Here is a 6,000-nt window from a genome sequence, read left to right on the forward strand (position 1 = left end):
GAATCCTCCAGGCACCGGCACAATCCGCCGGGCTTTCTTGCAGGTTATCCAGCAAGCGCCGTGCCAGAATTCGAAAAAACAATTAATACATTGATTTAAAAGGATTTTATAAAACAGAAAGCCTCCTTTCGGAGGCTTCGGGGGCAACCCCTGGCCAGGGGTTGCCGCTGGCGGCAAGGGCCTTGCCGGTGCCCGGACGGCACCGGCACGCCGTCATCAGCGCAGGTTGATGATGGTCTGGGTCACCGCATCCTCGGTCTGGATGGTCTTGGCATTGGCCTGGTAGTTGCGCTGGTGGACGATGAGGTTCACCAGTTCGTTGGAGATGTCCACGTTGGACGCTTCCAGCGCGCCGGATTGCAACGCCCCCAGGGTGCCCGAGCGCGGCGCGCCGACCGCCGGCTCGCCGGACTCCGCGGACTGCACCCAGGAGGTCTTGCCGATCGGCGTCAGGCCCTGGATGTTGGCGAAGTTGGCCAGCACCACCTGGCCCTGCACCTTGGACTGGCCGTTGGTGTAGCGGGCGAAGATCACCCCGGTGTCGTCGATTTCCAGGCCTGCCAGCTGACCGGTGGTGTAGCCGTCCTGGATCGGGTTGCTCTGGGCGAACGCGGTGGAGTACTGGGTGGTCTTGCGCATGTCGAAGGAGATGCCGCTGGCGGCACCGGTCGCGCCATTCCAGGCGTAGGTCGGCGGGGTCTTGCCGTCCGAGGCCGCCGGAATCCAGCCGGTGCCGGGAGTCGGCGGATTGCCGGTGGCCGGGCTGAACTGGATCACGTTGGTGGTCGCGTCGATGCTGAAGCCCGGCCCGCTGGTGCTGCCGTCCGGAGCCCGTACCGAGGTCATCTGGCCGCTGGCGTCGAAGGTGACGTTGAAGCTCATCGGCGTCTTGTTCGACGGGTCGAGCGGATTGACCCCGTCGATCAGCACTTTCATGGTCCAGCTGTTCTCCGGAATCGGCGGGGTCGCATTCGGGTCCGGCTCGTTCTTGATGAAGAACTGGCTCATGGTGTGGGAGTTGCCCTGGCTGTCATAGATGCCCAGCGAAGAGGACGAGTTGTAGGTGGCGGCGTCGGACGGATCGAACGGCGTCACGGTCGGCGGCTTCAGCGTCGAGTTAAGGTTGTACGACTGCTGGATGCTCGAGGTGGCCTGCGGCGCCTGGTTGGCGCGCTCGACCTTGAGGTCGGTGACCACGCCGTTCTGCAACTGGCCGTTCGGCCCGACGGCATAGCCCTGCAGGCGGTAGCCGTTGTTGTCGACGATGAAATCCTGCTTGTCGGTATTGAAGTAGCCGGCGCGGGTGTAGCTGATCGCCCCGTTGTTGCTGGTGACGAAGAAGCCGTTGCCGTTGATGGCCAGGTCCAGCACGCTGTTGGTCGAGTCGATGTTGCCCTGCTTGAACATCTGCGAGACGTCCGAGAGCAGCACGCCGCTGCCCTGCGGGTTGCTGCCCGAACCCAGCACCGAGGCGGCGTAGACGTCGGCGAACTCCGCGCGGGATTGCTTGAAGCCTACGGTGCCGGCGTTGGCGATGTTGTTGCCGGTGACGTTCAGGCCGCTGGAGGCCGCCTGGATGCCGCTCAGGCCGATGTTGAAACTCATGGATAGCTCCTTGCCGGAAACGCCGGCTTACTGGCCGATGATCTGTACTTTGGACAGCGCGATGCTGCCCAGGCCTGCGAGGTTGAGCATCAGCTCGCCGCCGTTCTGCCCCAGGGTGACGCTGTCGACGTTGGCCGGCAGGTAGGTCTGGAGCCCATAGGTCTTGCCGTCGATCGAGGTCTGCGCCTCGAACTTGTAGGTGCCCGGCGGCATGATGTTGCCGCTGCTGTCCTTGCCGTCCCACATGAAGCTGACGCTGCCGGCAGCCTGCTGGCCGAGGTTGATGCGATTGACCACGGTGCCCTTGTCGTCGTAGACGTTGACCCAGACGTTGCTGCTGGAAACCGGCAGGTTGAGGGACGCCTTGAAGGTGTCCTTGGTGTCCACCACCGACTTGTCGGTCGCCACGATGACCTTGCGCCCCACCAGCGACGAGGCTTGCAGGGCCTGCGACGACTGGTAGTTGGAGAGAATGCTCTCCATGCTCTTGTTCAGCGACTGCACGCCTTCCACGGTGCTGAACTGGGCCAGTTGGGCGATGAACTCGCCGTTCTGCTGCGGCGACATCGGGTCCTGGTTCTTCAACTGGGCCACCAGCAGCTTGAGGAATTCGTCCTTGCCCAGGTTGCTGCTGCCCTTGACGCTCTGCCCGGTCTCGGTGGCGCCGCTGCCGGCGGCGCGATTGCTGCCGTTGACGTTGCCGGTGTTGCTGCTGGTGCCGCTGACGTTATCGATGCTCATGCTCTACTCCGCTCACTGACCCAGGGTCAGGACCTTCTGCATCATCTGTTTGGCGGTATTCATCATTTCCGCGTTGGTCTGGAAGGCACGGCTGGCGGAAATCATGTCGGCCATTTCCTCGACCACGTTCACATTGGGGTAATACACGTAGCCGTTGGCATCCGCGGCCGGATGGTTCGGCTCGTAGCGCGGCATCAGCGAACTCTGGTCCTCGACGATGCCCAGCACCTGCACGCCGGCGCCGGAGCTGTCCTGGTCGGCGAACAGCGAGCCGCTGTCGCCCTGGGCCTGCTGGAACATGGTGGAGAACACCGGATGGCGGGCGCGGTAGGTCTTGTCGACGCTGGAGGAAACCGTCTCGGCGTTGGCGATGTTGCTGGCCACAGTGTTCAGGCGGGTGCTCTGGGCGCTCATGCCGCTACCGGCAATGTTGAAGACACTGGCGAGGGACATGGCGGTTACTCTCCACGCAGGGCGCTGACCAGCCCTTTGAATTTGCTGTTGAGGAAGGTGAAGGACGCCTGGAAGTGCATGGCGTTCTCGGCGTAGTTGGCCTGCTCGATCTGGGCGTCGACAGTGTTCTGGTCGATCGACGGCTGGACCGGGATGCGGTACTGCAGGCTGCCCTCGCCCATGCCGAAACCTTCGGCGGCGATATGCCGCTCGTTGGTGGTGCGGGTGGCGAAGGTACCCTTGGCGGCCTTGTCCTTCTGCTCGGCGAGAACCGCGGCGAAGTCCAGGTCGCGAGCCTTGTAGTTCGGGGTATCGGCGTTGGCCAGGTTGTTGGCCAGCACTTCGGCGCGCTGGGCGCGGAAGCTGAGGGCCTGCTGGTGGATACCGAGTGCTCTGTCGAAACTGATGCTCATGGCTGCGAACCTGTTTGCCGGTGTGGCTTTCGTCGCCAACACTTCAGCAAGGCCCGTGCCAAATTATTAAAAACCTTTATATTCAATAACTTGAATTTATTTAAGGGCAACCCGGAAGCGGCAAGCGGCAAGCCGTTTCCGCTTGCCGGCAAGGGTGGCAAGCCCCTGGAACGGCCTCTCCGGCAAACGAAAAAAGGCCCGATATCGTCGATATCGGGCCTTTCCCATGCTTCCGGCCGCCGGGGACACGGCTCACTCGTGGCGAATGATCCGCTCGAGATCCACCGGTTCGCCGGGATGGGCATGCAGCTTGGCGCGAATGTCCTCGAACATCGCATCGTATTCCTTGTGCACCCGGGTGATCGCGCCGAACTTCGGGTGCAGGCCGTGCTTCTGGGCGACCCGCGTGGCATCGCTGGCGAAGTTGAAGGCGGTATCGCGCGGCAGCTCGAAGGAGTCGCTGAACGGCTTGCCGTCGATCTCGCCGTCCATGTCGAAGTGCACATAGGCGCCGGATTCGGCGTTCTGCCGCACCTCGTAGCGGATATGGATGTTGATGTCCTGCTGGTCGAGGCCGGGTAGGCTGACCAGATGGAGGTGGCCTGGTTCGAACATGACGAATCTCCTGGTGGGAATCGGAATCAGTCTAGCCAGGGTCGAGCGAAAGAAAACCGCCCTGGATCAGTGCAACGTCGCTTTTTCCGCGCGTTCCTGAATGACCACCCAGGGCGCCACCACCACCGCCCAGAGGGTCGGGTCGCGTTCGAGGAAGTCCTTGGCCGCATCCTCCCCGACCTTGCTCAGGCCGCCGCCGGAAAGCCAGGCGGCGACCTTCTCGCGGTCGTCCCCGGCCAGGGCCTCGGCGACTTCCACCAGGTCCAGCGCGGCATCGACCTGGAGCAAGGCGCCACGGGCGAAGAACGGTTGCAGCTCGGCCCAGGAAATGACCGCGGTCTCGCCGAGCAGCTTGGCATAGAGGGTGCTAGTTTGTTCTGTCATGGGATCTACCTGGATTGCATGGGCGCCATGATAACGCCCGCCGGTAGCCCACGACAGCCGAAGGGAAACCGGGCCCAGGGAGGTGAGGCAGGTCCGCGCCGTTTTTCTATACGTTTATGTCAACCAGGCGACACGACTCACGGGAGCTCGCCGTGCCGTGCTTTTCAAGCGACGAAGCGCCGCTCTACACTGTACCGGTACAGTTCCCGGGGTCCGTCCATGACGATCACCCGGTCTCCTCCGGCCCCCGCGGCCGCGAGACTACAACAATGACAACACACAAGAAGAGTGGAGCACTATGAAGAAGGGTACTCAGCGTCTATCCCGCCTGTTCGCCGCGATGGCCATTGCCGGGTTCGCCAGCTACTCCATGGCCGCCGACACCATCAAGATCGCCCTGGCTGGCCCGGTCACCGGTCCGGTAGCCCAGTACGGCGACATGCAGCGCGCCGGTGCGCTGATGGCAATCGAACAGATCAACAAGGCAGGTGGCGTGAACGGCGCGCAACTCGAAGGCGTGATCTACGACGACGCCTGCGATCCCAAGCAGGCCGTGGCGGTCGCCAACAAGGTGGTCAACGACGGCGTCAAGTTCGTGGTCGGCCATGTCTGCTCCAGCTCCACCCAACCCGCCACCGACATCTACGAAGACGAAGGCGTGCTGATGATCACCCCGTCAGCCACCGCCCCGGAAATCACCTCGCGCGGCTACAAACTGATCTTCCGCACCATCGGCCTGGACAACATGCAGGGCCCGGTGGCCGGCAAGTTCATCGCCGAACGCTACAAGGACAAGACCATCGCGGTACTGCACGACAAGCAGCAGTACGGCGAAGGCATCGCCACCGAGGTGAAGAAGACAGTGGAAGACGCCGGCATCAAGGTTGCCGTCTTCGAAGGCCTGAACGCCGGCGACAAGGACTTCAACGCGCTGATCAGCAAGCTGAAGAAAGCCGGCGTGCAGTTCGTCTACTTCGGCGGCTACCACCCGGAAATGGGCCTGCTGCTGCGCCAGGCCAAGCAGGCCGGGCTGGACGCGCGCTTCATGGGCCCGGAAGGGGTCGGCAACAGCGAAATCACCGCGATCGCCGGCGACGCCTCGGAAGGCATGCTGGCGACCCTGCCGCGCGCCTTCGAGCAGGATCCGAAGAACAAGGCCCTGATCGACGCCTTCAAGGCGAAGAACCAGGATCCGAGCGGCATCTTCGTCCTGCCCGCCTACTCCGCGGTCACCGTGATCGCCAAGGGCATCGAGAAAGCCGGCGAGGCCGATCCGGAGAAGGTCGCCGCGGCCCTGCGCGCCAACACCTTCGAGACTCCCACCGGGAACCTCGGGTTCGACGAGAAGGGCGACCTGAAGAACTTCGACTTCACCGTCTACGAGTGGCACAAGGACGCCACCCGGACCGAGGTCAAGTAAGCATCGTTGCAGTACGGAGCCCACGTCACCCACCGTGGGCTTTGTTTTAGTACCCGCATGATTCCGCGAGCGGCGGCCCGGCAAGGGCAGGCGAAGACCGGCAGCGTTCACTCCTGGTGGACGGGAGCGCGGCTTTCCCCTGCCTCCCGCCGGCCCGCCGCGCGCCGGATCGTGACGGGTCTCAGCAGCGTTCCGGCCCCACACCCGCGAGCCGAACGTCTACCTGCCGTACAACGGCGGGCGTTTAGCGAGAGAGTCCCATGCCCGAGATTTATCATTACCTACAACAATTGGTTAACGGCCTGACCGTCGGCAGCACCTATGCGCTGATCGCGATCGGCTACACCATGGTCTACGGCATCATCGGCA

At 63.2% G+C, this 6,000-nt stretch carries 7 protein-coding genes and 1 pseudogene; 2 read left to right on the forward strand and 6 right to left on the reverse strand.

Annotated elements, in window-relative coordinates; genetic code table 11:
* Positions 1-216 precede the first annotated feature (216 nt).
* The 6 genes from flgE to HMPREF2914_RS04310 all read right to left on the reverse strand — a co-directional run bounded on the left by flgE (position 217) and on the right by HMPREF2914_RS04310 (position 4,211).
* Entirely contained in the window at positions 217-1,605 is a 1,389-nt protein-coding gene (gene flgE / locus HMPREF2914_RS04285; RefSeq protein ID WP_003086405.1) for a flagellar hook protein FlgE, read from the reverse strand.
* 27 nt (positions 1,606-1,632) lie between these two features.
* Positions 1,633-2,346 carry a flagellar hook assembly protein FlgD gene (gene flgD / locus HMPREF2914_RS04290; RefSeq protein WP_003111390.1) on the reverse strand — a complete coding sequence of 238 codons (714 nt, stop codon included), beginning with the start codon at positions 2,344-2,346 and terminating at the stop codon, positions 1,633-1,635.
* 12 nt (positions 2,347-2,358) lie between these two features.
* Positions 2,359-2,799 (reverse strand): flagellar basal body rod protein FlgC, encoded by a 441-nt coding sequence (gene flgC / locus HMPREF2914_RS04295; RefSeq protein ID WP_003082150.1) that lies wholly within the window; start codon positions 2,797-2,799, stop codon positions 2,359-2,361.
* 5 nt (positions 2,800-2,804) lie between these two features.
* A complete protein-coding gene (gene flgB, locus HMPREF2914_RS04300) occupies positions 2,805-3,212 on the reverse strand; it encodes a flagellar basal body rod protein FlgB (protein ID WP_003082144.1) in 408 nt (135 codons plus the stop codon).
* Positions 3,213-3,464: 252 nt separating this feature from the next.
* Positions 3,465-3,827 carry a DUF5064 family protein gene (locus HMPREF2914_RS04305; RefSeq protein WP_003082140.1) on the reverse strand — a complete coding sequence of 121 codons (363 nt, stop codon included), beginning with the start codon at positions 3,825-3,827 and terminating at the stop codon, positions 3,465-3,467.
* Between the two features lie 66 nt (positions 3,828-3,893).
* Complete coding sequence (locus HMPREF2914_RS04310) at positions 3,894-4,211, reverse strand: DUF2288 domain-containing protein (protein WP_003086400.1); 318 nt, start codon at positions 4,209-4,211, stop codon at positions 3,894-3,896.
* Positions 4,212-4,509: 298 nt separating this feature from the next.
* Here HMPREF2914_RS04310 and HMPREF2914_RS04315 point away from each other — a divergent pair, with 298 nt between their 5' ends.
* Positions 4,510-5,631: a branched-chain amino acid ABC transporter substrate-binding protein gene (locus HMPREF2914_RS04315; RefSeq protein ID WP_003086396.1), complete on the forward strand. Its 1,122-nt coding sequence runs from the start codon at positions 4,510-4,512 to the stop codon at positions 5,629-5,631.
* Positions 5,632-5,891: 260 nt separating this feature from the next.
* Positions 5,892-6,000 (forward strand): annotated as a pseudogene (locus tag HMPREF2914_RS32280) (branched-chain amino acid ABC transporter permease LivH); the annotation flags it as partial.

It is taken from the genome of Pseudomonas sp. HMSC067G02 (assembly GCF_001813485.1).
In the GTDB taxonomy this organism is placed as follows: domain Bacteria; phylum Pseudomonadota; class Gammaproteobacteria; order Pseudomonadales; family Pseudomonadaceae; genus Pseudomonas; species Pseudomonas aeruginosa.